The sequence below is a fragment of the Streptomyces sp. MUM 2J genome (assembly GCF_022414535.1).
Classification (GTDB): Bacteria; Actinomycetota; Actinomycetes; order Streptomycetales; family Streptomycetaceae; genus Streptomyces.
The window spans coordinates 18722-45308 of record NZ_JADWYM010000050.1 but is presented as its reverse complement, the minus strand read 5'-3'; the positions used below and the strand labels follow the sequence as shown (position 1 = coordinate 45308).

The 26587-nt window shown below is 72.2% G+C and carries 19 protein-coding genes, 2 tRNA genes and 5 pseudogenes; 18 read left to right on the top strand and 8 right to left on the bottom strand.

The features are described from left to right. Together I3F54_RS28425 and I3F54_RS28420 are read right to left on the bottom strand one after the other, a co-directional pair. Nucleotides 1-2658, bottom strand: a 2658-nt coding sequence (locus I3F54_RS28425) for a PAS domain-containing protein (RefSeq protein ID WP_240121779.1), incomplete at its 3' end; no start/stop codon positions are given. Between the two features lie 475 nt (nt 2659-3133). Next, nucleotides 3134-3652: pseudogene (locus I3F54_RS28420) on the bottom strand (SSI family serine proteinase inhibitor); the annotation flags it as partial. Between the two features lie 172 nt (nt 3653-3824). Here I3F54_RS28420 and I3F54_RS28415 point away from each other — a divergent pair. From I3F54_RS28415 to I3F54_RS28390, 6 genes are all read left to right on the top strand, one after another. Beyond that, a tRNA-Ser gene (locus I3F54_RS28415) sits at nt 3825-3915 on the top strand. 664 nt (nt 3916-4579) lie between these two features. After that, nucleotides 4580-4652 (top strand) — tRNA-Arg (locus tag I3F54_RS28410). A gap of 124 nt (nt 4653-4776) precedes the next feature. After that, nucleotides 4777-5292, top strand: coding sequence for a winged helix-turn-helix domain-containing protein (locus I3F54_RS28405; RefSeq protein ID WP_240121778.1), 516 nt, complete (start codon nt 4777-4779; stop codon nt 5290-5292). A 290-nt stretch (nt 5293-5582) separates the two neighbouring features. Beyond that, nucleotides 5583-6053 (top strand): hypothetical protein, encoded by a 471-nt coding sequence (locus I3F54_RS28400; RefSeq protein WP_240121777.1) that lies wholly within the window; start codon nt 5583-5585, stop codon nt 6051-6053. Between the two features lie 259 nt (nt 6054-6312). Further along, nucleotides 6313-6459 carry a hypothetical protein gene (locus I3F54_RS28395; RefSeq protein ID WP_240121776.1) on the top strand — a complete coding sequence of 49 codons (147 nt, stop codon included), beginning with the start codon at nt 6313-6315 and terminating at the stop codon, nt 6457-6459. A gap of 391 nt (nt 6460-6850) precedes the next feature. Next, entirely contained in the window at nt 6851-7384 is a 534-nt protein-coding gene (locus I3F54_RS28390) for an NUDIX hydrolase (protein WP_240121775.1), read from the top strand. On the opposite strand, the pseudogene I3F54_RS28385 reads toward I3F54_RS28390, so the two are convergent. Then, nucleotides 7362-7670: pseudogene (locus tag I3F54_RS28385) on the bottom strand (hypothetical protein); the annotation flags it as partial. The gene I3F54_RS28390 and the pseudogene I3F54_RS28385 overlap by 23 nt on opposite strands. On the opposite strand from I3F54_RS28385, the pseudogene I3F54_RS28380 reads away from it, so the two are divergent. From I3F54_RS28380 to I3F54_RS28370, 3 genes and pseudogenes are all read left to right on the top strand, one after another. Then, nucleotides 7655-7906, top strand: a pseudogene (locus tag I3F54_RS28380) (hypothetical protein); the annotation flags it as partial. The pseudogenes I3F54_RS28385 and I3F54_RS28380 overlap by 16 nt on opposite strands. A gap of 118 nt (nt 7907-8024) precedes the next feature. Further along, on the top strand, nt 8025-8819 hold the full coding sequence (locus I3F54_RS28375; protein ID WP_374205978.1) for a protein kinase: 795 nt from the start codon (nt 8025-8027) through the stop codon (nt 8817-8819). A gap of 167 nt (nt 8820-8986) precedes the next feature. Next, nucleotides 8987-10087, top strand: a complete 1101-nt coding sequence (locus I3F54_RS28370) for an IS5 family transposase (RefSeq protein WP_308374048.1) — start codon at nt 8987-8989, stop codon at nt 10085-10087. A 190-nt stretch (nt 10088-10277) separates the two neighbouring features. On the opposite strand, the gene I3F54_RS28365 is transcribed toward I3F54_RS28370, so the two are convergent. Next, nucleotides 10278-10616 carry an NUDIX domain-containing protein gene (locus tag I3F54_RS28365; protein WP_240121772.1) on the bottom strand — a complete coding sequence of 113 codons (339 nt, stop codon included), beginning with the start codon at nt 10614-10616 and terminating at the stop codon, nt 10278-10280. A gap of 91 nt (nt 10617-10707) precedes the next feature. Continuing rightward, a pseudogene (locus tag I3F54_RS28360) lies at nt 10708-11516 on the bottom strand (hypothetical protein); the annotation flags it as partial. Nucleotides 11517-12068: 552 nt separating this feature from the next. On the opposite strand from I3F54_RS28360, the gene I3F54_RS28355 reads away from it, so the two are divergent. From I3F54_RS28355 to I3F54_RS28320, 8 genes are all read left to right on the top strand, one after another. Then, entirely contained in the window at nt 12069-13286 is a 1218-nt protein-coding gene (locus I3F54_RS28355; RefSeq protein ID WP_240121771.1) for an NAD(P)/FAD-dependent oxidoreductase, read from the top strand. Between the two features lie 25 nt (nt 13287-13311). Further along, nucleotides 13312-14208: an RNA polymerase sigma-70 factor gene (locus I3F54_RS28350; protein ID WP_240121770.1), complete on the top strand. Its 897-nt coding sequence runs from the start codon at nt 13312-13314 to the stop codon at nt 14206-14208. 278 nt (nt 14209-14486) lie between these two features. After that, on the top strand, nt 14487-15377 hold the full coding sequence (locus I3F54_RS28345; RefSeq protein ID WP_240121769.1) for a DUF2797 domain-containing protein: 891 nt from the start codon (nt 14487-14489) through the stop codon (nt 15375-15377). 174 nt (nt 15378-15551) lie between these two features. Next, entirely contained in the window at nt 15552-16292 is a 741-nt protein-coding gene (locus tag I3F54_RS28340) for a response regulator transcription factor (protein ID WP_240121768.1), read from the top strand. Further along, nucleotides 16289-17920, top strand: a complete 1632-nt coding sequence (locus I3F54_RS28335; protein WP_240121767.1) for a HAMP domain-containing sensor histidine kinase — start codon at nt 16289-16291, stop codon at nt 17918-17920. Before I3F54_RS28340 ends, I3F54_RS28335 begins: the two co-directional genes overlap by 4 nt. A 14-nt stretch (nt 17921-17934) precedes the next feature. Further along, a complete protein-coding gene (locus I3F54_RS28330) occupies nt 17935-19488 on the top strand; it encodes a bifunctional glycosyltransferase family 2/GtrA family protein (protein WP_240121766.1) in 1554 nt (517 codons plus the stop codon). Next, nucleotides 19485-21674 (top strand): glycosyltransferase family 39 protein, encoded by a 2190-nt coding sequence (locus I3F54_RS28325; protein ID WP_240121765.1) that lies wholly within the window; start codon nt 19485-19487, stop codon nt 21672-21674. Before I3F54_RS28330 ends, I3F54_RS28325 begins: the two co-directional genes overlap by 4 nt. A gap of 451 nt (nt 21675-22125) precedes the next feature. Beyond that, nucleotides 22126-22893 carry a TetR/AcrR family transcriptional regulator gene (locus I3F54_RS28320; RefSeq protein WP_240121764.1) on the top strand — a complete coding sequence of 256 codons (768 nt, stop codon included), beginning with the start codon at nt 22126-22128 and terminating at the stop codon, nt 22891-22893. A 9-nt stretch (nt 22894-22902) separates the two neighbouring features. Here the strand turns inward: I3F54_RS28320 and I3F54_RS28315 are convergent, their stop codons facing one another. From I3F54_RS28315 to I3F54_RS28305, 3 genes and pseudogenes are all read right to left on the bottom strand, one after another. After that, nucleotides 22903-23376 (bottom strand): PPOX class F420-dependent oxidoreductase, encoded by a 474-nt coding sequence (locus I3F54_RS28315; protein ID WP_240121763.1) that lies wholly within the window; start codon nt 23374-23376, stop codon nt 22903-22905. 179 nt (nt 23377-23555) lie between these two features. After that, a pseudogene (locus tag I3F54_RS28310) lies at nt 23556-25229 on the bottom strand (MDR family MFS transporter); the annotation flags it as partial. A 13-nt stretch (nt 25230-25242) separates the two neighbouring features. After that, nucleotides 25243-25743 carry a MarR family winged helix-turn-helix transcriptional regulator gene (locus I3F54_RS28305; RefSeq protein WP_240121761.1) on the bottom strand — a complete coding sequence of 167 codons (501 nt, stop codon included), beginning with the start codon at nt 25741-25743 and terminating at the stop codon, nt 25243-25245. Nucleotides 25744-25938: 195 nt separating this feature from the next. Between I3F54_RS28305 and I3F54_RS28300 the strand changes: the two genes are divergently transcribed. Further along, the gene (locus I3F54_RS28300) at nt 25939-26130 is read left to right on the top strand and encodes a hypothetical protein (RefSeq protein ID WP_240121760.1); all 192 of its coding nucleotides are present in this window, start codon (nt 25939-25941) and stop codon (nt 26128-26130) included. Nucleotides 26131-26587: the final 457 nt, after the last annotated feature.

The window sequence follows — 26587 nt, the reverse complement described above, 5'->3', positions numbered from 1 at the left end:
GAGCTGTTCCCCCGCCGGCGGTGCGACGGCGCGGCGGCGCCGCCCGGTCGGCGCGCTCACGGGGTGCGGCTGCGGCGGGGTGTGGTCACCGCTCTGGTCGTGCGGTACGGCGTCGTGGCGGCCGTGGTCGATCGGTGCGTCGGCGGGCGCACCGCCGGCCGGCGCGGGGGAGCTCCCCGGTACCGGAGCGGCATCCCCGGGCACCGGAACGGGACCGCCCGGCACCGGGCCGGTGCCGGCCGGTGCCGCGGACTCCTGCGCGGCACCGCCGTCCGGCCGGTCGGCATCGGCCGGCGGAAGGGCGAACACGGTACGCGGCCCGGCCTCCTGCGCCGCGGCACGTTCCGCCGCGGCGGCGAGGGCCCTGCGGCGGCGCCCCGTCGGCTGCTGCTCCGCCGAGGCGGAGGCGTCGCCGGCGGCCGGTGCGGGCAGGGCAGGGGGCAGCGCCTGCTGCTGGTCGCCCGGTGCGGGCATCCCCTGCGGCGGCACGGCGCCACCCAGCCCGGTGCCCGAGGCCGCGGCGCCCGCGGCATGCTCGTCGGCGGTGACGACGGAACCCTCGACGCCCGCCCCTTCTCCACGGCCGCCGGCCGGCTGCGGCTCCGCCCGCGGTTCCGGCTGCGGCTGCGCGATCGCGCGGCGCCGACGCCCCGTACCGCCGGAGGCCGCAGGCTCGACGGCCTCGGCGGGCAGCTCCTCGGCGGCCACCGCGGCCCGCCGGCGCCGCCGCCCGGTCGGGGGAGCGGTCTCCGCCCGGCCCGCCTCGGCGGACGGCGCCGCCACCTCGCTCTCCAGGAAGGCGTCCACGGAGGACCGCCGCGCCCGCCGGCGCCCACCGCCCCCGGAGGCCTGCTCGGCGCCGGACGACCCCTCCGCGACGACCGGAGCCGGGCCGGGGACCGCCGCGGAACCCGATGCGGGCGCCTGGCCCGCCCCCATCGGCGCCGCCTCGATCTGTGCCGGTCCCGTCTCGGCCGGGGCGGCCGCCACGGCGCCCGCTCCGGCGCCGATCGGCACTTCGAGCACGTACGCACTGCCACTCATGCCCGGCACCTCGTGCGTCTGGAGCACGCCGCCGTGGGCGCGCACGATCCCGCGCACGATCGGCTCGTGCACCGGATTCCCGCCGGCGTACGGCCCGCGCACCTCGATGCGCACGACCTCACCGCGTTGCGCCGCCGCCACCACGACGGTGTTGTCCATGTAGCCCCCGGCGGACACGGGCGCGTTGCCGGTCGCGTCGACACCGGCGACATCCGCGACGAGGTGCGCGAGGGCCACGGCGAGGCGCTGCGGGTCGACCTCCGCCTCCAGGGGCGGCGCGTGCACGGCGAACTGCACCCGGCCCGGCCCGATCAGCTCGACGGCCCCGTCGACACCGGCGGCGACGACGGCGTCCATCATCACCTTCGTACGGGAGACCCCCTGGCCGTCCGCGTCGAGCCGCTGGTGGTCGAGGACGTTGTCGATGAGCGTGGTCATCCGCGAATAGCCCGCGGACAGATGGTGGAGGACCTGGTTCGCCTCCGGCCACAGCTGCCCGGCGTCGTCCGCGGCGAGCGCCGCCAGCTCGCGGCGCAGTTCGTCCAGCGGCCCGCGCAGGGAGGTGCCCAGCAGGGTCAGCAACTGCTCGTGGCGTGCTGCCAGCGCCTCGTACCGGTCCTTCTCACGCTCCCCGAGCGCCGCGTACCGCTCCTCGCCGGCGGCCAGCTCCTCCTCGTGCTGCTCCCGCAGCTCCTCCAGCTCGGTGACGTGCTTCTGACGCAGCGCGGTGAGATCGGAGGCGTGCTCCTCGGAGAGCCGCTCCAACTCCTCGGCGTGTGCCTTCCCGACGGCCTCCTTCTCCGCGGTGAGCTTGTCGAAGGGGCGGCGGTCGCTGAAGGTCATGACGGCGCCGACGAGCTGGTCGCCGTCGCGCACGGGTGCCGTGGTCAGGTCGACGGGCACCTGGTCGCCGCTCTTGGACCACATCACCTGCCCGCGCACCCGGTGCTTGCGGCCGGAGCGGAGGGTGTCGGCGAGCGGTGACTCGTCGTACGTGGAGGGCGACCCGTCGGCCCGGGAATGCAGGACGAGCGTGTGCAGCTCCTTGCCGCCCAGCTCACCGGCGCGGTAGCCCAGTATCTGGGCGGCGGCCGGGTTGACGAGCACGACCCGCCCGTCGGTGTCGGTGCCGACGACCCCCTCGGACGCAGCCCGCAGGATCATCTCCGTCTGCCGCTGCGACCGCGCCAGCTCTGCCTCGGTGTCGACGGTCCCGGCCAGGTCGCGCACGACGAGCATCAGCAGCTCGTCGCCGGTGTAGCCGTGGCTGTCGTACGCCTGCTGGCCGTTCTCCAGGTTTGCGCTGGTGACCTCGACGGGGAACTCGCTCCCGTCGGTCCGCCGCGCCATCATCCGGGTCGGCTTGGTCCGCGCGCGGGGGTCGATGTGATCGGGCCGCCGCATGGACCCGGGGATCAGCTTGGAGTCGAACTGCGGCAGCAGATCCAGCAGCCCCCGCCCGACGAGCGCGGTGCCCGGCGCCTCGAACGCCTCCAGCGCTATGGCGTTGGCGTTGACCACGGTGCCGTTGGCGTTGACCAGCACCAACGCGTCGGGCAGCGCATCCAGTATGGCTGCGAGGCGAGCAGCGCCTCGGGGTGGCCTGCTGCTCACGAGACGCTTCCTCCCTGTTACCGCACCTTGCCGACCGCTCGGGCCATCTTGCCAACCGGCCCGCGGCGTGTCACGCGAGGGAGTCTAAGGGCAGCGGTTGCGCCCGCGACGAGGGATGAGAAGGAGGTCGCACGACGAAGTGACACAGAACGTGTGACCGGATCTACGACACCGGTCCTGACCGATCCACGCCGCGGTCCACCTCCCGGTCGCGACGGGGCCGAGCCCCGGCGCACCCGTCCGGGCCCGCGAGGCGCCGCCGCCCCACGGCCCCACCCGCGACCCGTCCGCGCCGTCCTGCGGGCCCGTACGGTGACCCGTCCTGTGATCCGTCCTACGGCGAGGCCTCGGACAGGGGACCGATACCGGCCGTCGGAACGGCGGCCCCGGTCAGGGCGCCCGCATCGCTCGGGGGAACGGCATCGGGCAGGGGGAGGGCGCCGCCCGGGAACGCGCCGTTCAGGGAGGTGGCACCGGGTGCGGTCATGTCCGGCAGCAGCGGAACGAACCGGTCCCACCGCTCGATCTCGCACCCGTTGCCCCGCCCGAAGACGGCGTCGACCGGTCGCCCGTCCCAGGTCCCGGTCACACGGGCGGTGGCCGGCCCGCCGTACTGCATCGTGCAGACGGACCCCTCGGGCACCGGAGCGAAGGTCTCCGTCCCCCACCGCGTGTTCCGCTCCACCGCCCGGCACGCCCCGTCCACGTCCGGGTGACTGCCGCCGCCCGGGTGGCAGGACAGCTCGTACGTCCCGTCCCTGCCCGCGCCGGCGTGCCGGACCTGGACGACGAGGTGATCGGCGGAGGCCCCTCCGGCCCCGGAACGGGTGGGCGACGACGGGACGGTGGACGTGGTGGACGTGGTGGACGCGGTGGACGTGGTGGACGCGGTGGACGCGGTGGACGCCGACAGGGTGACTACGGAGACGGCAGTGAGCAGCGGGGCGGCGGTGCCGACGAGCAGCCGGCGCACCCGAGCGGAGAAGGGAGCCATGCCCTGACCAACGCTCCCCGCCGTGTGACGTTGCGGCACGCGCCGCCCACCAGGGGCAAGGGCTTTGCCCTGGGCCCCGCCTGCCTAGTACCGTGGGAGCCGATTGGTGACACGACGCTCGGCTGTGTCATCATCTGCACGCACCACTCGCGCTCACGCGGGCGGTTGTGCTGGAGGCGTCGCCTAGTCCGGTCTATGGCGCCGCACTGCTAATGCGGTTTGGGCCTTCAAGCCCATCGAGGGTTCAAATCCCTCCGCCTCCGCCGTATCCATCAGGGAGTCCCGCCGGCATCGCCGGGACTCCCTGATGCGTTTCCGGATCTCCGCCTCCCACCCCCTCCGCCACAGGGGCGGCACCGAAGATCGTTCCTTCGACGCGACGCGGCGATGCCCTCCACCCTTCCCCGGCCCGTACCGACCCCGGCGTACGCGCCGGCACCGCGGAACAGCGACGCACCGGGCACTGCCTCACCGCCTACCGCCTCCTGCCTACCGCCCCGCCGTGCCGCGCGCCCACGACTCGGCCCGGGCGACGGACTTGGCCGGACGCCTCGCCGCAACGGCGCGCGGGCGCATCCCGGCACGCCGAACACCTCGACGGAGCCCCGGCGTCGCAACTCCGCGCCACATCGACCGCGCTCGCCACGCCCGCCCACCGACCCCACCCCGAAGGACGCGCGGAACCGTCACCGCCACCCCCTTGCGTCGACGGGGCACACCCCCGACGGAGACGGCTTCCTCCTCCGCGCCACCCTGTGGGAACCCTGCTTCCCGGGCGGTGTCACTCAACGCCCCAGTTTGACGTTTTCGCAGGTCAGGTGGGCTGGAGGAATCGGATTTCACATGTCGGCGGCAGTCATGTAATGTTCTTCCTGTCGCCGCGAGCGGGCCGAAAGGACCGGAAGCGAAGGCAAAAACAGAAAACAAGCACTCGTAGCTTAACGGATAGAGCATCTGACTACGGATCAGAAGGTTGCAGGTTCGAATCCTGCCGAGTGCGCAGCATGTCAGAGGCCCTGTGGAGAGATCCACAGGGCCTCTGCTTTATGCCTTGACGGCAGTGTTTGACGTTGAGGTTGAAAGGGTGGGGTGACAGTGGGCGTTGGCGGTGCTACATCCTCGTCATGAGGTACGCGGATGGCGGCGGTCTGACCGCGGTGGGGTGGGTTAAGCGTGAAGCAGTGCGCTTCGAGGCCGCGGAGATGTTCGAGCAAGGTGTGCGGCCGCCGGAGGTGGCCCGCAGGTTACGGGTGTCGCGGAAGTCGGCGTACGCCTGGCACGCCGCCTGGCGCCAGGGCGGCAAAGCAGCTCTGGCGTCCAAGGGGGCCGGCGGCTTCCCCTGTCAGCTCAGCTACGCCCAGGCAGAACGCCTGCAGGTCGAGCTGGAGGCAGGGGCGGCCGCGCACGGCTGGACGGAGGACCAGCGCTGGACGCTGGCGAGGGTCGCGGAGCTGATCCACCGCCTGTTCGGCTACCGGTACACCCCGCGCGGGGTGTCGTACCTGCTGCACCGGCTGGGCTGGTCACCCCAGGTTCCTGCGCACCGGGCCGTCGAGCGGGACGAACAGGCCGTCGCCGCGTGGCGGACGGAGCATTGGTCACGGGTAAGAGGACGGCCCAGCTCCTGGGCGCGTGGATAGCCCTTGAGGACGAGGCCGGGCAGGACCTGAAACCCGGCAAGGGTCGTACATGGTCGCAGCGAGGTAGGACTCCGCTGGTCAGAGTGGTGGGCAAGGGTTCTGGTCGGGTCCTGATGGCCGGGATGATCTGCGTCAGACCGGGCCGCGAGACCAGGCTGATCTACCGGACTCAGACGCCATCCGCTTTCCGAACGCGATCGCTTGGTTCGGGCTGGGTGGGCATGAACTGCGGCTGACGGCGGGAGAGATGCGGACGGTTCGTTCGCTCGCGTCGCTTGTGGAGGTGGCTGGTGCCGTCGGTGCTCGGTCTGCTGGAGGCTCGGGAGAAGAAGGTGCGGGAAGAGGTCGCACGGTTGCAGGAGGAGGCCGAGCGGGTGCAGGCCGCGCTCGGCGAGGCGGAACGCGCGCTTCAGCGTCTGGTGGATGCCCGTGCAACGGTGACCGAGGTACTGGCCGAGCCGCCTGCCGCGGTGGCGGAACCAGTGCGGAGTGCGGTGACGGGATCGGTGGTGCCGCACCGGACCGAAGGCATGGCGGTGTCGGTCCTGGCACCGGATTACCAGCGGATCGTGTCGGTGCTGGAGTCGGAAGCGGGCGTGGAGGGCATGCGCTGCCAGCAGCTGGCTGCGGCCCTGGGACTTCAGGCGGTGCCCGCGAAGGTCGAGGGGCTGCGGTCGAAGGCGAAACGCCTGGTGGAGAGGGGATGGGCCGTGCAGGTGCGACCCGGGGTGTTCACCGCGCTCGTGGCGCCGTCCGGCTGAACGCAGCAGGGCGGCGCCCGGCCAGGCGGCCGCTCATGAGCATGGTCATGGACCACAGCACCATGTCAGATACCTCCATCATCACGAACCGCTTCCTTCAGTTGATCACCTGACCACACCCCGACAACTCACCCTCACCCGGCAGTTCAGGACGTCTCGCTGCCTGAGAACGCACGAGCCCTGCTACCTCGCCGCCCGACGCGGCAAGAAGCGGGCCCTGGCCGCCCTCCAGCACTCGATCCTCATCTCCGTCCGGCACATGTTCACCCGCGGCACCGAATACGCCGACCTCGGCGGCCGGTACTTCATCGAACGCACCGGCCGGGCCAGGAAGACCCGCCGTCTGGTCAGCCAGCTCAACCAACTCGGCTACCACGTCACCCTCCAAACGGAAGGAGCCACCTGACCAGCGGCTACGGACACACGGATGGTGGATTTTCGAATCAGTTTTCGTCTCATTCATCGCCGTTCACGGCCGTTCAGACGAGACCGGAGGGGGTAGACGCTCAGACGACCGACCGCTCATGAACGCAGGACGGCCCCGTCCGAGACCCTCGGCCCCACCACCACAGTTGGAAAGCGTGTTGGGGGGAGCCGTCCTGACATGAACGGCTGGGGACGCTTCCCGCAACCGTGCGGAGTCCGCCGAGATCACGGAGCGGGTGAGAGCAGGGAGTCGCGATGCAAGCGGCCGATCCCGGCGGACATCTCGTCAAGGTGACGCGAAAAAGGCTGAACCTGCGCCCGCCTCCGAACCGGTCTGAGATCCTGGAGACCGATCGAGAGGGGTCGCACGTATGGAGTGGAAGACGCACGGTGAGCGACAGATCTACACGAACAAGTGGGTGAATCTGTGTCTGGCCGACGTCCAGCAGCCTGACGGGCGCAGGTGGGAGTACCACGTTGTTCGCCTGCGGCACCTGGCCGTGGCCGCCGTGGTCAACGACCGCCAAGAGGTCCTGATGATGTGGCGGCACCGCTTCATCACGGACTCGTGGGCGTGGGAGTTGCCCATGGGCCTGGTCGAGGAGGGCGAGACTCCGGAGGAGGCTGCGGCCCGTGAGGTCCTGGAGGAAACGGGCTGGCGCCCTGGCCCCATCAAGCCCCTGATCTACGCCGAGCCGGCCAATGGCATCACCGACTCTCAGCATCACGTCTTCCGCGTGGACGGCGCGACCTACGCCGGACCTCCAACGGAGAAGAACGAGTCCGACCGCATCGAGTGGATTCCCCTCTCAGAGGTGCGGGGCATGATCGACCGCCGAGAAGTCGTCAGCAGCGGCTCGCTCGTCGGCCTGCTGTACCTGCTCATGGATGAAGCGATCCGCTAACTGGCGGGAGGAGTTCCCGTAGCCGCGCCTCGAAGGCCAGGGCTACGGGTTCCTGCCTGTGTGGGGCCAACTGGTCGTAGAACTCCCTGAGATGGCCTGACACTCGTTCGGAGGCCACTGCCGACGCCGGTTCCAGTGCTTGCGTGGCGGTGTCGCACGCCTGGGCGAGCTTGCCCTGATCCAGCTGCGTACGGGCAAGCCAGAACGAGTGAAACGCCCGACCGCGCTGGTTGGTGCGGGCCTCGCGCCGCAACGCGTCCGCGATCAGGGGGTCGGCGGTCGCTGATCCTGCACACGCGGGAGTACGCGAGGTCGTGCGAGCGGTACGCGGGCCGCTTCCTGCACCACAACCCGAAGCCGGGCGGTGGCCCCCGCGACCTGCTGATGGTCATCACCGCGGCGCGCGCCATGAAGGCGGCCGGGTTCAAGGTCTTCGACGACTTGTGGACCGTGGACGGCACGAACCTCGCGCAGTGCGACTCGGACTGCGGCCGTCCGTACGGTCAGGACTACCAGGAGTAGGACACGACAGCAGCGACGCGGCCGGCCTCGACTCGTGGTCGGCCGCGTTCGCCCGGAAGGAGAACAGACGTTGCCCGGGTCACCCGCTGAACTGCCGATCGTGGTGCTCGACGCGCTCATGCCCACGTCCCAGCGCCTGGTCCTCGACCGCCGGGGCTCCATGGTGTGGGAGGTGGAAAGCCATCGAGGCCGCTACGCCGTGAAAGTCGGCTACCCGATCGAGGCCACGGCCGAATGGGCCGCCCAGCCCTGGACCGCCCTCGCGCCCGCACGCGAAGGGGCCGTCCTGCTGCGCCTCGGCCTGGTCGACCTCGCGTACGGCGAGTGGGAACGTGGCACCTGGAACTTCCAGCCGTGGCACGAAGGGCCGGACCTGCACCAGCTCTGGGAGCCCTGCCGTAGGCCGGACTCGTCCATCGCACCGCACACCAGCGTGGCGTTGGGCTGCGTCGAGGCCCTGGCCGAACTGCACGCAAAGGGCTGGGCGCACGGTGACGTACAGCCCGCCCACTTCATCATCGGCCCGGAACGAACGCACCTCATCGACCTCGCCTTCGCCCGAGGCGGCCACGTGCCCGAGGGGTACGACTTCCCGTTCCGCGGCTGCCTCGTCCACTACGAGGCACCGGAGATCGCACGCAGCGTGCTCGACACCGGAGAAGCCGAGCCGACGCAGGAAGCAGACGTGTACCCGCTCGGCGCCTCGTTGCTCATCTCCGCCACCGGCTGGCGGGCCGTCGAGTACCCAGACGACGCTCCACGTCCCGTCCAGAGAGAAGCAGTGGCCGAAGGCCGACGCCGACCGGTCAAGGCACCCGGAGAGCTGGGCAAACTGGTCGACACGATGCTCAGCCACGCCCCCGAGAACCGGCCGACCATCTTCGAGGTGGGCAAGGCCCTGAACTGCCTCTGAGACGCCATCCGCTTACCGATCAGCGGGTTGGTCTGGTCGAACAGGGGTCTTGATCGGGTGATCGCGGTGCGGTCGGCGCATGAAGGCAGGGCCTCTTGGTAGCTCGGGGTTGTCGAAGCCAACGAGCACAGGAGGCCCTGTTGCCGCAGTCTTTCGCGCTCGCGCCCGTGGAGTCCAACGCGCCGTCTCGGTCGTGTGACTGCCTCGCGCACAGGTTCGGCAATGCGGCGGACGGGCCAGACCGTGTGCGGTGTTACGGCTCGGACCTGACAGACGCGGAGTGGCAGGTCATCCGGCCGTTGCTGCCGGTTCCGGCATGGTTTCAGGGGCGGGGAGGCCGGCCGGAGGGCTATTGCCACCGCGTGATGCTGGACGCGGTGCGCTACGTGGTCGACAACGGCGTCAAGTGGGCCAACCTGCCGGCGGACTTCCCGCCGTACCGGCGGGTGCACGCCTTCGCCCGCCGCTGGCAGGTGACGGGTCTGCTCGCCGAGTTCCACGACCGGCTGCCCGACCGCGTGCGCCAGAAGGAGGGCCGCACGGTGGACCCGACGGCCGCGATTGTGGACTCGCAGTCGGTGCGGGCAGCGGCGAATATCCCGCGCTCAACATCCGGCTGGGACGGCGGAAAGAAGGTGGGCGGCCGCAAGCGGCACCTGGTGGTGGACTGCCTCGGCCTTGTCCTGGCTGTCGCGGTGAGTGCGGCGAGCGTGCAGGACCGCGACGCTGGCGTCCCTCTGCTCGCAAGACTGCGCGAGATGTACTTCTCCATCCGCCTGGTGTGGGCGGACGGCGGCTATTCCGGGCGGCTGGTCGTCTGGGCTGCCGAGAAGTGCCGGCTCACCGTGGAGGTCGTCAGACGCTCCGACGACACCAGCGGGTTCGTGGTGCTGCCGCGCAGGTGGGTGGTGGAGAGAACGCTGAGCTGGCTGATGCGTTCGCGTCGTCTGGTGCGTGACTACGAGACGCTGTCCGTCGTGCACGTATCTGACGACGACGCCAGCACCCACCACGCCAAGCCCTTACGGGAGTTCTGCAACCGCAACAGCGACTGGCTCACCATCGTCAAGCTCCCGCCCTACGCACCCGACCTCAACCCCGTCGAAGGCGTATGGGCCCACCTGAAGAAGTCCCTGGCCAACCTCGCACCCCGCACGATCGACGACCTCACCCCACTCGTGAAGAACCGCTTACGCGGCATCCAACGCCGACCCGAGATCCTCAACGGCTTCATAGCCGAGACCGCACTCGGTCCGGAGCCTCCGTAGCCTGTCACCCCACCCTTTCAACCTCAGCGGCAACCGGTTGGACGCTGCTCGTCGGGTGCGGCCGGCACCCGTCGCCTCAGCTCGGTCGTCGAGACTCCGTGGACCGTGCGTCTGGTGATTGAGCGCCCGACGGGCAGCGGCAACAGATTGAGGGTGCGCCTCTACGTGATCCGTCGAGTGGCGCCGGCGCTCAGGCGCCCCAATGTTCAGCGTGCTCCCGTAGGTGCTTGTCGAGTTCGGGCGGATGGAGTTCGAGCGCTCTCACGGCTGACGCGGTCAAGGCGACTCGCACTGGCGAGAAGTCTCCTATGTCGGGATCGTCGAGCTCAGGGCCGCTGCGGCGGGTTGTGTCCAGGTCCAGCACGTCGGCGCGAAAGCAGTTCTGTACGACGGTGACCTTGACGCCCGGCTCGGTCAAGGTCAGGAACTCGCTCGCAGGGCCGATCGTGGCACCGATCTCTTCCATCACTTCGCGGCGTAGAGCCGCTTCAAGGTCGGTGTCCTCAGCTTCGACGCCCCCACCGACCATCGTGTAGTAGGAGGAGCCCCCGGCCGTCCTCGACGCAGGAACACCAGCTGACCGCCATCGATCAGAACCGCACGAACGTTGTGACGGACCTTCATATGCGCGACGGTAGTGCGTCCACCCCGGCGAGGAAGCCCGACCCCACCTCCGCGTCGCCGCGCCGCACGTCCGCCGACGGATGCCAGCGCTGCACGGACTGCTCAGCCCGGGTGCGCAGCTTCGCATCCGGGTCCTCCAGCAGTCCGACCGCCGCCCGTAGCGCCACGATGCCGCCGCGCGCGTCGAGCAGCCGGAACGCGCTGACACGGACGTGCCGAGGTGCTCGGAGCCGGCGCGCTCCAGTAGCCAGTCGGCGGGCAGTTCCTTTGCCAAGGGCAGCAGGGCGGCGGCAGTCTCGCGGACGACACAGGCGGCGGGGTCGTCGAGCAGCGACCGCAGTGGCTTCGCATCCACGCAGTCCAGTGCCCGCAGCCCCGCCACCGCCCGCGCCCGCACCCCGGCCACCGGGTGCCCAAGAAGCGGCCACAGCAGCCCGGCGTCGTCGCGGTTCCCGCACTCGGCCAGCCCGATCACCGCACCGGGCGGCAACTCAAGGTCGTCCGGTGCCGTGCACCGCTGCCGGTGCCAGGCCACCGGATCACCGCCCAGTTGTCGTACGACATACCGGGCGCAGGCACGCACGAGCGCGGACCGGTCGCTGAGAAAGGACTCCGCCTGCTCCGCCTGCCCCGCCCGCCGTAGTCCGGTGACGCCCGCTGAACGGGTGCGCGGGTTGCGCGCGGACAGCAGTGCTGGCAGCACCTCGTCGTACGCCTCCTCGTCCCCCAGAGCCGCGAGCGCCGCTGTGGCACACAGGTCCTGGACCGCGGCGTCCTCGTCCCGGGCGGCCGCGCGGGCCAGCTCAGGAACTGCGGGCGGTACCGGGCCACCTCACGCACTCCTGCGTCCAGCGTGAGCCAGTCACCGGGGTCGGAGACGTCGAGCGTGCCCTGAAGCGGCGCAGCTCCCGCGAGCCGCGTCGCTGCCGCCGTCCCGTCCCCGGTGTCCTCAAGCATTCCCGCCCCCTCCAGCATCCGTACCGGGTGATCGCAGGACGCGGGGTTGCCGCAGGGCGCGCGAGACGAGGCCCGTGATCGCCGAGGGCCGTGGCTCGGCACCCTGCCCGAAGTCTCGTACCCGCTGCCTGCTCCTTGACGGCCCCACGGCCGCGTGGGGGTCCCCGGGTGGCCTGCGAATCCCGTCCCGGCTTCCGGGGCACGGTTTCCGGGGTCCCGTTCCGGCTGTCGGGCTCCGGCAGTGGACCGTGTCCGGTGGGTCCGTGGGCCGTCGCGGTGGGCCGCACCTGTGCGGGTGCGTGATCTGGATCACGCGATGTCACAGCCGTCACGTGCCCGGTGTCTTGAGGTCGACCCCCTGGATACGGGGGAGGGCGTTGTGAACCTCGAAGGAGACACCATGGCTGAGAACACCGATGTCGTCGTCGTCGGGGGCGGGTACGCCGGCGTCATGGCCGCCAACCGCCTCACCCGGCGCGACGACGTGACGGTGACGTTGGTCAACCCGCGTCCGGACTTCGTCCACCGGGTCCGGCTGCACCAGCTGGTCTGCGGGTCGGGCGACGCCGTGGTCGACTACCGGGAGGTGCTGGGCGAGCGGGTCCGGCTGCTCGTGGACAGCGTCGTGCGGATCGACGCGGCCGGACGCGGCGTGAAGCTGGCGAGCGGCGGCACCCTCGGTTACGACTACCTGGTCTACGCGGTGGGCAGCGGCAGCGCCGATCCGGGGGTGCCCGGCGCGGCGGAGTTCGCCCACCCGATCGCCACCTACGAGGAGGCGGAGCGGCTGCGCCCGGTGCTCGCCGCCGCGCCCGCGTCCGCCGTGGTGACCGTGGTCGGAGCCGGTCCGACCGGGATCGAGGTCGCCGCCGAGCTGGCGGAGGAGGGGCGGGCGGTGACCCTGGTGTGCGGCGGGGTGCTCGGGCCGTACCTGCACCCCCGGGGCCGCCGGTCGGTCGCCGGGCGGCTGACCGCGCTCGGGGTGACCGTGGTCGAGGGCCCCGGGGCCGTCGTGAACGCCGTGACCGGTGATGCCGTCCGCCTCGCCGACGGGCGGACGCTGCACAGCGACGTGACCGTCTGGACCGCGGGTTTCACCGTGCCGGAGCTCGCCGCGCGCAGCGGACTGAGCACCGACGCCCTGGGACGGTTGCGCACGGACGAGACCCTGACGAGCGTGGACGACGAGCGCATCGTCGCGGCCGGCGACTCGGCTGCGCCGTCGGACCTGCCGCTGCGGATGAGCTGCCAGGCCGCCATGCCGCTGGGCGCGCGGGCCGCCGACACGGTGCTCAGCCGCATCGCGGGCGAGCGGCCGAGGCCGCTGCAGCAGGTGTTCGCGGGCCAGTGCATCAGCCTGGGACGGCGCGCCGGCATCTTCCAGTTCGCCCGCCGTCACGACGTCGCGGTGGGTTTCCACATCGACGGCCGCACGGGTGCCAGGCTCAAGGAGCTGGTGTGCCGCAGCATCATCAAGCAGCTGGCCGACGAGGCACGCAAGCCCGGGGCGTACGGCCTGCACCGCGTCCCGGGCGGGGCCAAGCGTCGGCAGATGCTCGACACCGGTTCCGCTGCCGCGGCGGGTGCCGCACCGGTCGCGGCGAAGCACACGGCCTGACCGGCTCCGACGGAGGGAACCAGAGATGAGCGAGCACGTCACCGACCCGGCCACGCAGGCATTCGTCGCCCACCGCGGCCTGCTCTTCACCGTCGCCTACGAGATGCTCGGCTCGGCGGCCGACGCGGAGGACGTCCTGCAGGAGACCTGGCTGCGGTGGGGCGGCGTGGACCTGGAGCAGGTGCGCGACCAGCGCGCGTACCTGGTCCGGATCACGACCCGGCAGGCGCTGAACCGGCTGCGCACCCTGAAGCGCCGCAAGGAGGCGTACGTCGGACCCTGGCTGCCCGAGCCGGTGCTCACCGCACCCGATGTCGCCGAGGACGCCGAACTCGCCGAGAGCGTCTCCATGGCGCTCATGCTCGTCCTGGAGACCCTGTCGCCGACGGAACGTGCCGTCTTCGTGCTGCGCGAGGTGTTCGGCGTCGACTACGAGGAGATCGCCGCCGCGGTCGACAAGAGCACCGCGGCGGTCCGCCAGATCGCGCACCGCGCCCGCCGGCACGTTGATGCCCGCCGCCCCCGCGAGGCGGTCTCGGCGAGCCGGACCCGGACCGCGCTGGAGTCGTTCCAGCGCGCGGTCGAGACCGGGGACCTGCAGGGTCTGATGGACGTGCTCGCCCCCGAGGTCGTCCTGCTGAGTGACGGCGGCGGCGTCAAGCAGGCCGCACGCCGGCCGGTCGTCGGCGTCGACAAGGTGGCCCGGTTCGTCATCGGCGGCTCGGGCAAGGCCGCCGGCACCTTCACCACCCACCCCGCCACGGTCAACGGAAACCCGGCCCTCCTCTTCCGTGTGCACGGCGAGATCGACGGCGTCATGGCGATCCGGGTCGAGGGCGACCGTATCGCCGGCCTCTACTACGTCCGCAACCCGGAGAAGCTGACCCGCATCGGGTCCGAGACCCGGCTCACCGTGCGGTGACCACGGGCGGCGCGGGTCGGTGACAGCAGGCGGCTCAGGCCGGGGCGGGGAGGGGCGGGAGGGGGCCGCGCCGGTCCTCCCCGCGCCCTGCGTCGCCCCGCGGCTCGCCTGCGGTCACCGGCCCGCGAGCCGCCCTGTGCTGCTCCTGTGGGTGAACGTGCGCCGGGCGTGCCGGGGCCGGCGGTCGGTGCGCCCGGCCTCCGGCCCGGTCCTGCGGGTCCTGCGGGTCCTGCGGCTCCCACCGTGGCTGTCAGTGGCGTCCCCTACGCTCACGGGTGATGGCACAGACATGGCATTGCACCGGGCTGCGGTGGTCGTCGGGCGTCCCCGTGCTGGGCTGGGACGGAGGGCACAGCAGTGCGCTGAGCCGGGGGAGGACCGTGGCCTTCGGGGTGGCCGAGGGGAGTGCGCGGATCTGCGTCGGGGCCCGTGGGCATGCCTGTCCGGCGCGGGCGGAGGTGCCGGCGCGCAGTACGGGCGCCCGGTGCGAGGAGTGCGCTCGGCTGGAGCGGGCGCACAGCGTCGCCGCCGACACGATCGCGGACGATCCCCGGCCGTACCACGTGTACCTGGCCTGGTTCGGGCCCGGCCTGACCAAGGTCGGCATCACGGCCGTCGAGCGGGGGCCCGCCCGGCTGCTGGAGCAGGGTGCCGTCTGCTTCAGCTGGCTCGGTGCCGGGCCTCTGATGGCCGCGCGGCGGGCCGAGGAACTGCTCCGGGCGGCCCTGCGGGTGCCCGACCGGATCCCGTACACCGAGAAGCGGGCGGTGCGGGCCGCGCTGCCCGCCACCGAGGCCGAACGCGCCGGTGAGATCGCCGGGCTGCACCCCCGGGCCCTCGCCCTTCCCGGCTGGCCCGAGTCACTCGGCCCCCGGCCCTTCCGGCCCGTGGACCACCTGCGCGCCTTCGGGCTCACCGGCGCCCCCGCCGCCATCGGGGAGGTCGGCGAGCTGGTCGCCGGAGGCGAGATCGGCGGACGGCTGGTCGGCGCGGCCGGGCCGGATCTGCACCTCGCCGTCGACGACGCCGGCACCGTCGTCGTCCTCGACACCCGGCTCATGGGCGGGTGGGGGATCGTGCCGGCCGCGTCCGCCGGGGACGGCCGGATCCCGGTACCCGTACGGCGGTTCCGGCAGCCTGCCGCGCACACTCAGGACGAGTTGTTCTGAGGGGATTCGTCCCCTGGTCGTCTTCCCGGCGGGTCGTCGTCCCGGCGGGTCGTCGTTCCGGCAGGCCCTCCGCCCCCGCGCCCAGCCCCCGCCTGAGAACCGCCTGTGTGTTTCTCAGGGAAATCACAGACTGTTGAAAGCGTCCTCTCAGAGCCCCCGGACATCGTGTCCGGCATGACCACGACGTCGCCCCAGGGGCGCACCGAACTGCTGAGGCCGGACGGGAGCCCCGTCCGCGTGCTGGTGGTGGACGACGAGACGTCGATCACCGAGCTGCTGTCCATGGCCCTGCGGTACGAAGGCTGGCAGATCCGTACGGCGGGGGACGGCCAGGGCGCCGTCCAGAGCGCGCGGGAGTTCCGGCCCGACGCGGTCGTGCTCGACATGATGCTGCCCGACATGGACGGCCTGACCATCCTCGGACGGCTGCGCCGCGAGCTGCCCGACGTGCCGGTGCTCTTCCTCACGGCCAAGGACGCCGTCGAGGACCGGATCGCCGGGCTCACCGCCGGTGGGGACGACTACGTCACCAAGCCGTTCAGCCTGGAGGAGGTCGTCGCCCGGCTGCGCGGCCTGATCCGGCGGTCCGGTGCGGCCGACCGGCGGTCGGACTCCGTCCTCGTCGTGGGTGATCTGATGCTCGACGAGGACAGCCACGAGGTGTCCCGGGGCGGCGACAACATCCACCTCACCGCCACCGAGTTCGAGCTGCTGCGCTTCCTGATGCGCAACCCGCGGCGCGTGCTCAGCAAGGCGCAGATCCTCGACCGGGTCTGGTCCTACGACTTCGGCGGTCAGGCCAACGTCGTCGAGCTGTACATCTCCTACCTGCGCCGGAAGATCGACGCCGGTCGGGAACCCATGATCCACACCCGGCGCGGCGCGGGCTACCTGATCAAGCCAGCGGTGTCATGAGCGGTCGGCGGCGACCGCGTACGCAGAGGCGGGGACGCCAGCCGCGCACGCTGCGCACGCGCCTCGTCGTCGCGGCGGTGACCCTGATCGCGGTGGTGTGCGCGGTGATCGGCACGGTGACCACGCTCGCCCTGCGCTCACACCTCTACCAGCAACTGGACGACAAGGTCTGGGACACCGCCAAGCGGGCGGTGGGCGGCCGCCAGTTGGACAAGCCGGGCGAGCCGCCGCCGCCGTCGGTCCCCGCCGGTCAGAAGGTCGGCAAGCTGGTCACGCAGCCGCCGGCCCAGCCCGGCACCATCGCCGCCTACGTCGAGGACGGCACCCTCACCGCCGCTGCCGTCGGCAAGCAGACGAGCTACAGCAACGGCGCCTTCAAGAACATGGAGGCCGTCCAGCTCGACGCCGGGCAGCGGGCGGCGCTCGCGTCCGTCCCCCAGGACCGGCATGCGCACTCCGTGGACGTGCCCGGACTGGGCGAGTACCGCGTGCAGTACATCCCCGGCCTCGACGCCGGTGAGGCGTACTACGTCGCCCTGCCCACGCAGGACGTCACCAGCACGATCAGCACCCTCGTCCTCGTCGAGATCAGTGTCACCGCCGCCGGGCTCGTCGCCGCCGGCATCGCCGGATACGTGCTCGTCGGCGTCGCCACCCGCCCCCTGCGCAGGGTGGCCGCCACCGCCACCCGTGTCTCCGAACTACCGCTGCACTCCGGCGAGGTGAACCTCAGCGAGCGCGTCCCGGACTCCGAGTGCGACCCGCACACCGAGGTCGGCCGCGTCGGCGTCGCGCTCAACCGGATGCTCGACCATGTACACGGTGCGCTGCACGCCCGGCAGCAGAGCGAGACACGGGTACGGCAGTTCGTCGCCGACGCCAGCCACGAGCTGCGGACCCCGCTGGCCTCCATCCGCGGGTACGCCGAACTGACGCGGCGCGGACGGGAGGACGTGGGCCCCGACACGCGGCACGCCCTCGGGCGGATCGAGTCCGAGGCCGGTCGGATGACCCTGCTGGTGGAGGATCTGCTGCTGCTCGCCCGGCTGGACGCGGGCCGGCCGTTGCAGTTCGCCGACACCGACCTCGTACCGCTGGTCGTCGACACCGTCAGTGACGCCCGGGCGGCCGGGCGGGACCACGTGTGGCGGCTGGACCTGCCCGACGAGCCCGCGCCGGTCTGGGCGGACGCGGCCCGGCTGCAGCAGGTGCTGGTCAATCTGCTCGCCAACGCCCGCACGCACACGCCCCCGGGGACGACCGTCACCGCGCGGGTGCAGCGGCGCGGGACGTGGCTGTGCGTGGACGTGGAGGACAACGGGCCGGGGATTCCGGACGCGTTGCTGCCACGGGTGTTCGAGCGGTTCGCGCGCGGCGATTCGGCGCGCTCGCGCGCCACCGGCTCCACGGGACTCGGCCTCGCCATCGTGCAGGCCGTGGTCACCGCGCACGGTGGTTCCGTGACCGTCGACAGCGTGCCCGGGCGCACCGTGTTCACCGTGCACCTGCCTGTCCCGGTGCCCTCGGCGCACCCGCGGTCCGTGGCGGTCACGACGCCCGAAACGCACCGGCAACCGGACTCACAGGCACAGCACAGCACTGCCACACGGGTGCAACAGGGCGCTTGACGAGAGTCGTTCGCATGCGAACCGACTCTTCTCCCGGCACCCTGCCGGCGCGGGAGCACCTCCCGGCCGCAGGGGCCGGTGCCCCTGTTCTGGACGTAGTGATCCCCGTCTACAACGAGGAGAGGGACCTCCCGCCGTGCGTGCGCAGACTGCACGAGCATCTCGCGCGCACGTTCCCGTACCCCTTCCGCATCACGATCGCGGACAACGCGTCGACGGACGCCACCCCGCACGTGGCGCGGCAGCTGGAGGCGGAGCTCCCCGAGGTCGCCCACTTCCGCCTGGACCTCAAGGGCCGGGGCCGCGCCCTGCGGACCGTGTGGTCCGCCTCCGACGCCCCGATCCTCGCCTACATGGACGTCGACCTGTCCACCGACCTCAACGCCCTGCTGCCGCTGGTGGCGCCGCTGATCTCCGGGCACTCGGACCTGGCGATCGGCTCGCGGCTCGCCCGCAGCGCCCGGGTCGTGCGCGGCCCGAAGCGCGAGTTCATCTCCCGCTCCTACAACCTGATCCTGCGCGGCTCCCTCCAGGCCCGGTTCTCCGACGCCCAGTGCGGCTTCAAGGCGATCCGCAGGGACGTCGCCCAGGCGCTGCTGCCGCTGGTCGAGGACACCGGCTGGTTCTTCGACACCGAGATGCTGGTGCTCGCCGAGCGCGCGGGCCTGCGGATCCACGAGGTGCCCGTCGACTGGGTCGACGACCCCGACTCCACCGTGCACATCGTCAGGACGGCCACCGACGACCTCAAGGGCGTGTGGCGGGTCGGCCGGGCGCTGGCCACCGGCTCGCTGCCGCTGGACCGGCTGGCGCGGCCCTTCGGGGACGACCCGCGGGACCGGGACATCGAGGACGTGCCCAAGGGGCTGGCGCGCCAGCTCGTCGGGTTCTGCGTGGTCGGCGCCCTGTCCACCCTCTTCTACCTCCTGCTCTACAGCGTCTTCCGCTCCTTCACCGGCTCGCAGACCGCCAACGCGCTCGCCCTCCTGGTCTCCGCCGTCGCGAACACCGCCGCCAACCGGCGTCTCACCTTCGGTGTCCGCGGTCGTGGCGGCGCCGTCCGGCACCAGGCGCAGGGCCTGGTCGTCTTCGGTATCGGCCTGGCCCTGACCAGCGGTTCCCTCGCCGCGCTCAACGCGGCGACCTCCGACCCCGCGCACTCCACCGAGCTGGCGGTCCTCGTCGCCGCCAACCTCGCGGCCACCGTGCTCCGCTTCCTGCTCTTCCGCGCCTGGGTCTTCCCCGACCAGCGGGAGGACGCCTGGCAACAGCCGCAGCCGTATCGGCCCGGGACCGTCGTCCAGGGCACCGACGGCACCCGCGGCCTCCGCGGCCCCCGCTCCTCCCGCGGCCCTCGCCCGTCGCCGTCCCCCGGCCCCCACCCCTCGTACGGACCTCCCCCGCCGTACGCCCCCCAGCCGTCGTACGCCCCCCACGCCCCCCACGACTCATACGACCCCACCGCCCGATCCCGTGCCGCGGACGCCGCGGAAGGCACCTGGCGGGACGTCACCGTGCAGCACCAGCCGGCTCACCCCTACGACTCCGACCCGAGGGAATCGCGATGACCACGCACTTCGACCAGGCCACCGGCTGGGGACCGCCTCCCGGCGCTCCCCCGGAGCCGGCCGTCGCGGCGCCGCGGCAGCCCCCGACCGGCGTACGGAGGTTGTGGCACGGCCGGCCCGAGGACCCGGGCTGGGCGCGTCCGGCCCTCCTCGGCCTGCTGCTGGTGACCGGCCTGCTGTACCTGTACGACCTCAGCGCCTCCGGATACGCCAACTCCTTCTACTCCGCGGCCGTCCAGGCCGGCAGCAAGAGCTGGAAGGCGTTCTTCTTCGGCTCGCTCGACGCCGCGAACGCCATCACCGTCGACAAGCCCCCGGCCTCCCTGTGGCCGATGGAGCTGTCGGTGCGGATCTTCGGCCTGAACTCGTGGGCGATCCTCGTCCCCGAGGTGCTGATGGGCGTCGCCACGGTCGCCGTGGTGTACGCGGGCGTACGGCGCCGGTTCAGCCCCGCGGCCGGACTGATCGCCGGAGGGGTGCTGGCCCTCACGCCCGTGGCAGCGCTGATGTTCCGGTTCAACAACCCTGACGCGATGCTGGCGTTGCTCATGGCGACCGCCTGCTACCTCGTCGTCCGCGCGCTGGAGGACGGGCGGACCAAGTGGCTGGTCTGGGCCGGTGTCGCGATCGGTTTCGCGTTCCTCGCCAAGACGTTGCAGGCCTTCCTGATCCTGCCGGCGCTGGCGGCCGTGTACGCGGTCTGCGCGCCGGTGTCGCTGCGGAAGCGGTTCGGGCAACTGGCCCTCGCCACCGGCGCGCTGGTCGTCTCCGGCGGCTGGTGGGTCGCGATCGTCGAGCTGTGGCCGGCCTCCTCGCGCCCGTACGTCGGAGGCTCGCAGAACAACTCGTTCCTGGAGCTGACCTTCGGCTACAACGGGCTGGGCCGGCTCAACGGCGACGAGACCGGCAGCGTCGGCGGCGGGGGCGGCGGGGGCGGCGGCGGACAGTGGGGCGAGACCGGCTGGGACCGCATGTTCAGCTCCGAGATCGGCGGTCAGATCTCCTGGCTCCTGCCGACCGCACTGATCCTGCTCGCCGCGGGCCTGTGGGCGACGCGGAAGGCGCGTCGCACGTCGGTCACACGCGGAGCGTTCCTGGTGTGGGGCGGCTCGCTGCTGATGACGCTCGTCGTCTTCAGCTACATGGCGGGCATCTTCCACCAGTACTACACCGTCGCCCTCGCGCCCTACCTGGCGGCGGTGGTCGGCATGGGCGCCGGGCTGCTGTGGGAGCGCCGCCGGGAGACATGGGCGGGACCGGCGCTCGCCGCCTCCGTGGTGGCCGCGGCCGCCTGGGGGTACGTGCTGCTCAACCGCACCCCGGACTACCTGCCCTGGCTGAAGTGGCTGGTGCTGGTCGGCGGCCTGACCGCCGCCCTGGGCCTGATCTTCGTCGGCCGGTTGACCCGGCGGCTGGCGCTCGCTGCGGCGGCGGTCGGCGTGGTGGCCTCCCTCGCCGGCCCGACCGCGTACACCCTCAGTACGCTTCAGCAGGGCCACACCGGCTCCATCGTCACAGCCGGTCCGGCGGGCGCGAGCAGGATGGGCGGCCGCGGCGGTGGCCCCGGGGGTGGTCCCGGCGGCCGCGGCGGACTCCCGGGCGGCGGAATGCCGGGCCAGCAGGGCCAGCAGAACGGCAACGGGAACGCCCAGGGCGGCGGGCCCGGCGGGCCGGGCTTCCCCGGCGGCGGCAACGGCGGCTTCCCCGGCGGCGGCGCACCGGGTCAGCAGGGCCAGGGCCAGCAGGGGCAGGGCCAGGGTCAGGGGCAGCAGGGTCGGCAGAACGGCGGTGCAGGTGGCGGAGGCATGGGCGGCCTGCTCAACGGTGCCAGCGTCGACTCCCAGGCCAAGAAGCTGCTGGAGGCCGGCGCCGACGACTACACCTGGGCCGCGGCGGCCATCGGCGCCCAGAACGCGGCGAGTTACCAGCTGGCCACCGGCGAACCGGTGATGGCGGTCGGCGGCTTCAACGGCACCGACCCGTCCCCGACGCTGGCCCGGTTCCAGCAGTACGTGGAGGACGGGAAGATCCACTACTTCATCGCCGGCGGCACCGGAGCCGGTGGCATGCGCGGCGGCAGCGACGGAACGTCGTCGCAGATCACCTCCTGGGTGGAGGCCAACTTCAAGAAGATCACGGTCGGTTCGGCCACCTTCTACGACCTCACCCAGAAGGCGAGCGGCTGAGCCGAGGGGCAGCCCGTCCGGTTCGCAGGCGGAGTGCCACGGGACACCGCACAGCGCTGTCGCTGTGCGGTGTCCGCGCGTTCGGTCGTGCCGTCTCGCAGGCCCGAGAAGGCCCGAGGAAGCCCTCTTGCGCCCGCGTGCTCCGACGCACCCATGTCCGAAGGTGACCTCTGTCCGAAGGTGACCTCGTCCTCGACGGGGTTCGGTACGGTCCGTCCGCTGGGGCGGCCACCGGGGATTCCGCCAGGGGAGTTCCCCGCGGCACGTTCGGCTCCCGCCCTCGGCGCCCCGCACCGGCCGTCACGGCACGGCGTCATCGGCCGGCGGCCGTCTGAGGACCCGTCGGCCTGGGTAGACGTGCGGCGGCGGGTACCGCCCGGTGCACGCGGTTCATCGTGCTCACCGGGTGCCCGGGGTGATCGGTGTCGCCGAGTCGAGGAAGGTTGCGCCCATGACCAGGTCGGGCCGGCAGGCCGGGGGCACTGCCCGCAGCAGCGTCTGGCTGGAGGGCCGGGCGCGTGGCCGGCGTGGCGGCGGGCAGCCCTCGGGACTCGACCGGGACCGCATCACCGGGGCGACGGTGCGGCTGCTGGACGCCGGGGGTCTGGACGGTTTCTCCATGCGGCGGCTGGCCCGCGAGCTGGACGTGACCGCGATGTCCGTCTACTGGTACGTCGACGCCAAGGACGACCTCCTCGAACTCGCCCTGGACGCCGTCTGCGGCGAGGTGCGCCTGCCCGGTCCGGGTGCCGCGGACGAGGACTGGCGGGAGCAACTGCGCCGACTGGCCACCGAGTACCGGCGGGTACTGGCGCGGCATCCCTGGATGTCGCCGCTGATCGGCCGGTTCCTCAACATCGGGCCCCACAACCTGGCGTTCTCCCGCGCGGTCCGGCACGTCGTGTGCCGCACCGGCCTGCCTGCCGACCGCATCACGAGCGCGATCGCCGCGGTCCTCCAGTTCGTGTACGGCTACGGGACCCGGGAAGGCTGCTTCCACACCCACGGCGCCGCCCTCGGCACGACCCGTGACGCCTACGTCCGGCACGCGCCGGCGGAGGTGTCCGAGCCCCCGGCCGCCGCCGAGGCCGTCCAGGAGTCCCGGAAGACCACGGAGGCCCGCGGCGGCGACACGGTCGCGGAGCTGATGGAACGGGACTTCGGCTACGCCCTGGACCTGCTGATCGCGGGCATCGAGGTGATGGCCGGGCGCGGCTGACCGCCGCCCCTACCGCGGGTCCTGGGCCAGCCGGGCCGGGAACCCGCCCGTGGCCACCGGACCCCACCGCACCGGTGTGACCCGGATGATCGACTTGCCCTGCTTCACCATCGCCGCCCGGTACTCGTCCCAGTCCGGGTGCTCGCCCGCGATGTTGCGGTAGTACTCGACGAGCGGTTCCACGGAGTCCGGCGCGTCGACGACCTCCGCGGTCCCGTCGATCTGGACCCACGGCCCGTTCCACTCGTCACTGAGCACGACGAGGCTGACGCGCTCGTCCCGCTTGGCGTTCCTCGTCTTGGCCCGCTCGGGGTACGTGGAGACGACGATGCGCCCCGAGTCGTCGACCCCGCAGGTCAGCGGCGACCCCTGAGGACTGCCGTCGGCCCGCCGGGTCAGCAGGATCGCCCGGTGCCGGGGGCGGACGAAGTCCAGCAGTCCGTCGCGGGAAACCGTCGTGTTCGTCGCGATGTTCGGCGCCATGGCCTCAGCCTAGGACGTGCTGCCCCCGCAGACCCGCAGACCCGCAGACCCGCAGACCCGCAGACCCGTGGCGGGCACGCGGGAAGGTCCGCGTGCCCGCCACGGGCCGGGGCCGGTTACTCGCCCGGGTGGGCGAGTCCGGCGTCGTGGCCGTCCGCGTCGCCGGCACCGACGGTCAGGGCGCCGGCCCGGGCGGCGACCGCGGGTGTGACCGGGACGGCTGCCGGGGCGGCGGGCGCCGCGGTCCGGGCGTCGGCCTCGGCGGCCTGGGCGAGGGCGCCGGTGGTGCGCAGCGGCACCTCCTTGATGAACAGGGTCACGATGAGCGCGAGGAGGGCGATCGGGGCGACGTAGAGGAAGACGTCGGCGATGCCGTGGCCGTAGGCGCCCTCCAGCCAGTTGCGAATGCCGGTCGGCAGCGCGTCCATGTCGGGGAGCCGGCCGCTGCCGCTCGTCTTCGCCGCGGCCATCTGCTCCTGCGGGCTGAGCTGGCCGATGGTGTCCTTGGCGTAGTGGGTGATCCGCGTCGACATCACCGAGCCCAGCACCGACACGCCCACGGCACCGCCGAGCGAGCGGAAGAAGGTCACGACGGAGGACGCGGAGCCGAGGTCGGCCGGGTCGACCTGGTTCTGCGTGCACAGCACCAGGTTCTGCATCATCATGCCGACGCCGAGACCCATCAGCGCCATGAAGATCGCGAGGTGCCAGTACGGGGTGTCGTGGCGCATGGTGCCCAGCAGGCCCAGGCCCGCCGTCAGCAGCACACCGCCGGCCAGCAGCCAGGCCTTCCACCTGCCGGTGCGGGTGATGACCTGGCCGGAGATCGTGGACGACACGAACAGGCCGCCGATCATCGGGATGGTCATGACGCCCGACATGGTCGGCGACTTGTCACGCGCCAGCTGGAAGTACTGGCTGAAGAAGACGGTGCCGGCGAACATCGCGACACCGACGAACATCGAGGCGAGCGAGGCCAGCGCGATGGTGCGGTTGCGGAACAGCCGCAGCGGGATGATCGGTTCGGCTGCCCGGGTCTCGACGAGGAGGAAGACCAGGGCGAGTGCGACGGAACCGCCGACCATCGCGCAGGTCTGCCACGACAGCCAGTCGTACCTGTCGTCGGCGAAGGTGACCCAGACCAGCAGCAGCGAGACCGCCGCGGTGATGAAGAACGCGCCCGCCCAGTCGACCTTGACCTTGCGCCGGGTCTCCGGCAGGTGCAGCGTCTTCTGCAGCACCACCAGCGCGATCAGCGCGAACGGCACACCGACGTAGAGGCACCAGCGCCAGCCCAGCCAGTCGGTGTCCGTGATGACGCCGCCGATCAGCGGACCGCCGACGGTGGCGACGGCGAAGGTGGCGCCCAGGTAGCCGGAGTAACGGCCGCGCTCACGCGGGGAGATCATCGCCGCCATGACGATCTGCGCCAGGGCGGACAGGCCGCCCGCTCCGACGCCCTGCACCGCGCGGGCGGTGATCAGCATGCCGGGGTTCTGCGCCAGACCCGCGGCGACCGAGCCCACGATGTAGACGACGAGCGCGAGCTGGACCAGTGCCTTCTTGCTGACCAGGTCGGCGAGCTTGCCCCACAGGGGAGTGGAGGCCGTCATCGCCAGCAGGGCGGCGGTCACCACCCAGGTGTACGCGCTCTGGCCGCCGCCGAGGTCCTTGATGATCTCGGGCAGGGCGTTGGAGACGATGGTGGAGGACAGGATGGCGGCGAACATGCCGAGCAGCAGCCCGGAGAGCGCCTCCATGATCTGCCGGTGCGTCATCGGAGCGTGGCCGCCGGAGGAGCCATCCCCGTGCTTGGCATGAGCCCGCACACCGGCTGGTGTGGTCGTTGCCATGGGCTTCCTTCTCTTAGGTGCTTGCGGGTGTACGGGTGGTCGCAGCGAGCCCGCCGGGTGGCGGCGCCGGTCTCGGGGGTGCCGCCCGGCCGTCGTCGAAGCTGGCGCGCAGCCGGGTCATGAGCCGGGTGAGCTGGGCGACCTCCTCGTCGCTCCAGTCGGCGAGCCGCTCGGCGAGCATCCGGGACGTCGCCCGGGACATCCCGTCGAGCTTGTGCCGGCCCTCGGGGGTGAGGCCCACGATCCGCGAGCGCTTGTCCGCCGGATCGGGGGACCGCTCGATCCAGCCCCGCTCGGCGACGTGGGCGACGTGCCGGCTGGTGACCGACAGATCCACGGCCAGCAGTTCGGCGAGCCTGCTCACCCGCATGTCGCCGTGGCGCCCGAGCAGTGTCAGTACGGCCGCCGAGCCGCTCGGGCAGTCGGACGGCAGGAGCCGTCCCATCTCCCGTTTCACGGCACCGAAGGCGCTGAACTGACGGATCAGCTCCTCGTACTGCGCCTGTGCGGCCATCACACACCTCCGAGTTTGTTGCTCCGGGCAACCATAGCTATGTTTGGTTGCTGAAGGCAAACAAATGGGCGAGGCCTGGGCTAAAAACTTGGCAAAGGCGCCTACGTCGAGCGCAAACGGCCAGGTGGCGGCGGGTGCGGCAGCAGCAGGACCCGCACTTGGGCCGCACCGGCGGATTCGCTAGGGTCTCGGGCCATGGCTAACACCCAGGGCCCGCAGGGCAACCACGACCCCGCCGGCAGCACCCAGATGTTCCGCGCCTTCGTCGACGAGGCCCCTCGGGGCGAGCAGCAGCAGGCCTCCTCCGGCCCCCGCGTCGGTCTGATCGCCGGCGTGGTCGTCGCGGTGGTGATCGTGGCGGTGGTGGCCTGGATGGCGCTGAAGTAGGCCCGCGCCCGGACCGCCTCCGGCCCGGGCACACAGGTTCCGGCGGACGGCGGGAGCACGAGCGCTCCCGAACGGGACCGCCGGACCCTCCGTGTGCCCGGAACACGTGCCGCCCCGCGGGGACCGTGCCGGTGGCACGCTCCGCGGCGGGGCGCCGACCCGGGTGCGTCCGCCGCGCCCTTCGCCCCGCCGCACAGGCACCCCTTGCCGCGCCGCCCCTCCCGGACGCGGCGCCAGGCCCGGTTCGGCCGGCGGCGCCACGCACGTCCCGGCCGCGGCGCGGGGCACCTCTTCGTCGCGCCGCCGTGCCGCCGGGCGACTGCTCACCCATGTGCCGCCGCCCGCCGAGCGCCGGCCCTCACCCGGTCGCACCCCTCGCGCGCGTCCCGGAGTCCGGGGGCGTCCCGGACGGCGCGAGGCGCCACCGGACGCGGTGGCGCCTCGCGGCGGTCGTCGA

Coding starts and splice junctions, on each gene's coding strand:
- I3F54_RS28300 (WP_240121760.1), top strand. CDS start 25,939: ATGGCTAACACCCAGGGCCCGCAGGGCAACCACGACCCCGCCGGCAGC.
- I3F54_RS28355 (WP_240121771.1), top strand. CDS start 12,069: ATGGCTGAGAACACCGATGTCGTCGTCGTCGGGGGCGGGTACGCCGGC.
- I3F54_RS28325 (WP_240121765.1), top strand. CDS start 19,485: ATGACCACGCACTTCGACCAGGCCACCGGCTGGGGACCGCCTCCCGGC.
- I3F54_RS28340 (WP_240121768.1), top strand. CDS start 15,552: ATGACCACGACGTCGCCCCAGGGGCGCACCGAACTGCTGAGGCCGGAC.
- I3F54_RS28345 (WP_240121769.1), top strand. CDS start 14,487: ATGGCACAGACATGGCATTGCACCGGGCTGCGGTGGTCGTCGGGCGTC.
- I3F54_RS28315 (WP_240121763.1), bottom strand. CDS start 23,376: ATGGCGCCGAACATCGCGACGAACACGACGGTTTCCCGCGACGGACTG.
- I3F54_RS28335 (WP_240121767.1), top strand. CDS start 16,289: ATGAGCGGTCGGCGGCGACCGCGTACGCAGAGGCGGGGACGCCAGCCG.
- I3F54_RS28365 (WP_240121772.1), bottom strand. CDS start 10,616: ATGGTCGGTGGGGGCGTCGAAGCTGAGGACACCGACCTTGAAGCGGCT.
- I3F54_RS28395 (WP_240121776.1), top strand. CDS start 6,313: ATGTTCACCCGCGGCACCGAATACGCCGACCTCGGCGGCCGGTACTTC.
- I3F54_RS28390 (WP_240121775.1), top strand. CDS start 6,851: ATGGAGTGGAAGACGCACGGTGAGCGACAGATCTACACGAACAAGTGG.
- I3F54_RS28305 (WP_240121761.1), bottom strand. CDS start 25,743: ATGGCCGCACAGGCGCAGTACGAGGAGCTGATCCGTCAGTTCAGCGCC.
- I3F54_RS28405 (WP_240121778.1), top strand. CDS start 4,777: ATGAGGTACGCGGATGGCGGCGGTCTGACCGCGGTGGGGTGGGTTAAG.
- I3F54_RS28375 (WP_374205978.1), top strand. CDS start 8,025: ATGCCCACGTCCCAGCGCCTGGTCCTCGACCGCCGGGGCTCCATGGTG.
- I3F54_RS28320 (WP_240121764.1), top strand. CDS start 22,126: ATGACCAGGTCGGGCCGGCAGGCCGGGGGCACTGCCCGCAGCAGCGTC.
- I3F54_RS28350 (WP_240121770.1), top strand. CDS start 13,312: ATGAGCGAGCACGTCACCGACCCGGCCACGCAGGCATTCGTCGCCCAC.
- I3F54_RS28330 (WP_240121766.1), top strand. CDS start 17,935: ATGCGAACCGACTCTTCTCCCGGCACCCTGCCGGCGCGGGAGCACCTC.